Annotated in this window: 3 protein-coding genes; 2 read left to right on the top strand and 1 reads right to left on the bottom strand. The window is 32.6% G+C overall.

Going from position 1 to position 1,385, the window contains the following annotated elements:
- On the bottom strand, positions 1 to 644 hold a 644-nt coding region (locus tag ACOI1D_RS21645; protein ID WP_422504268.1), incomplete at its 3' end, for a LytS/YhcK type 5TM receptor domain-containing protein.
- Positions 645 to 836: 192 nt separating this feature from the next.
- Between ACOI1D_RS21645 and ACOI1D_RS21640 the strand changes: the two genes are divergently transcribed.
- Together ACOI1D_RS21640 and ACOI1D_RS21635 are read left to right on the top strand one after the other, a co-directional pair.
- Complete coding sequence (locus ACOI1D_RS21640; RefSeq protein ID WP_422504267.1) at positions 837 to 998, top strand: hypothetical protein; 162 nt, start codon at positions 837 to 839, stop codon at positions 996 to 998.
- Between the two features lie 152 nt (positions 999 to 1,150).
- A complete protein-coding gene (locus tag ACOI1D_RS21635) occupies positions 1,151 to 1,273 on the top strand; it encodes a hypothetical protein (RefSeq protein ID WP_422504265.1) in 123 nt (40 codons plus the stop codon).
- The last annotated feature ends 112 nt before the right edge of the window (positions 1,274 to 1,385 follow it).

Raw genomic sequence — 1,385 nt, 5'->3', positions numbered from 1 at the left:
TGTAGTTCGTTCATTAGATTATACCGATTTGGTAAACCTGTTAAAGCATCATGATAGGCCATATGATGAACTTTTTCTTCCATTTCTTCCTGTTTAACTGTGCCGGCATACAATCCATACAAAATTAAAAAACAAATGATAAAAGTGAGGTAATGCGTAATAGCAATACTTTTTAACATTTCAAAACCATTTGGGTCAAGCCATGTCAGTGGTATCAAGGTAATCAGCCAAACACTTGAAGCTAATATAAATAGATTTCTAAATGGCATAATCTTATAGTTGGCTTGGCGGAAAAGTAAACCAATCAGAACGGGAATGATCATATTATAGAAAACGGATGCCAATGCGACTGAGCCGCCTATGACACTAAGGCGCCAAAGCGCAGTTATGATTAAGATGGAAACCGTAATACGCCATCCATAGGTAATGGCAAGAAACAATAAAATGACGACTCTTAAATCAAACCGGAAATCATTAATTTGAATGGGGATATAAAACAGCAAAATGATTAAAGAAGAGTACAAAACAATATTAAATCCAATTAGAAAAAGTTTAGGGAAATGAGTCAGTTTTTTATAAATGAATTCCTTGCTAAGATAGGCTATAAGTATGATAGCTAGATTCGACAATAGTATTTGAAGCAACACCAACAGCTCCCATCCCAGGATTATTGGAACTTATTATCTATTATTGTAGCATTTTATCGAATGAAGAAAAACAAAATTTTTAAAAAACTTACTATCATTGTTGCATAGACAGTGTTCCAGGCACCATGTCCATGCATATTTTCCATATTTATTTATATACTTGATTTAGGTAGTCGAGGAGGGGTTAACATGTCCGATGATACCAACGATGAAGAGTACACAGATTTTGTTCCGATGAATGAACGGGAAAAGAATCATAATAAAACAACCACCGATGATTTGTTTCAGGAAATAGAAGATGAACTAAAAAAAGAGGTAGAAGAGATTAAAAAGAAGAATAACGAAAATTAAGTTTTATTCTGGTTTTACTTTTTAATTTTTGGCTTGTGAATTACAGAGAAAACATAGTGCCTGTCACTTGAAACTATTCTGAATAGTTTCAAGTGACAGGCACTTATTTAATCATAAAAATATACAGATGCTTCTGAGGAGCGCTTTTATCAATGAAATACAACAGAGAGCAAGAGATCAATGAGGCAGAAGAGAAAGGGATGAAGGTTGGATTCAGGCATAAAGTCTGGAATTTTTTTGCCTTTGGATTTACTATTATTCTTTTTGTGTTGTAGGTTTATCTAGAAGATGTTTATAAATAAGTAATCAGATAACTTTAGCATCAAGAAAAAGGTTTTAAGAAGAAGTTGCAATGTAAAGATTTATAAATTACAAATATATTACAAT

Origin of the sequence: Virgibacillus sp. DJP39 (assembly GCF_049310925.1) — a bacterium.
Taxonomy (GTDB): Bacteria; Bacillota; Bacilli; order Bacillales; family Amphibacillaceae; genus Virgibacillus_F.
Note: the sequence above shows the minus strand (reverse complement) of the source record. Positions and strands in the feature narration are given on the sequence as shown.